The organism is Pseudomonas sp. SID14000, from assembly GCF_002165135.1.
Taxonomy (GTDB): Bacteria; Pseudomonadota; Gammaproteobacteria; order Pseudomonadales; family Pseudomonadaceae; genus Aquipseudomonas.
The window spans coordinates 1-501 of record NZ_NFZQ01000084.1 but is presented as its reverse complement, the minus strand read 5'-3'; the positions used below and the strand labels follow the sequence as shown (position 1 = coordinate 501).

The window sequence follows — 501 nt, the reverse complement described above, 5'->3', positions numbered from 1 at the left end:
CTGCTCCTGCTCCGCGCGGCCATCAGCAGGTATCTGACCGGAGCCCCGGTCCCCAGCCGTCTGATTGCAGTTCCCACTGCCTTGACTCTTGCTGGCTTCCTTGCTGCGGACCTGGCCTTCCCCAAGTTCGGCTGGGGTAGCGGCGAGGCAGAACTCCACATCCCCGTGAGCGTTATGCTGATCGGCGCCTTGACCTTCGCTCTGACGCCGATGCTGCGGTGGGCGCCGCTGCTGGGCGTGATCCTCGCCGGAGCGGCTGTGACTGGCGCGTGGTCGCTCCAGCTGGGTCCGGCGATCGCCTATGTCTCCTGGGCTGTTCTCATCGTCTTCACCTGCCGAGTCTCGGTGTGGACGCTCAGCCTCGGCTGGGAGATCGACCGGTCCCGCGCGGTCAGCGCTCAGCTCGCGATCGCCGAGGAGCGGCTGCGGTTCGCTCGTGATCTGCACGACACTCTCCGGCACAACCTGTCGCTGGTCGCAGTACGGAGTGAGCTGGCTGCA

General features: G+C 66.7%; 1 protein-coding gene. It reads left to right on the top strand.

Going from position 1 to position 501, the window contains the following annotated elements:
* Positions 1–174: 174 nt before the first annotated feature.
* Positions 175–501, top strand: a 327-nt coding sequence (locus CAY82_RS24985) for a histidine kinase (protein ID WP_218190852.1), incomplete at its 3' end; no start/stop codon positions are given.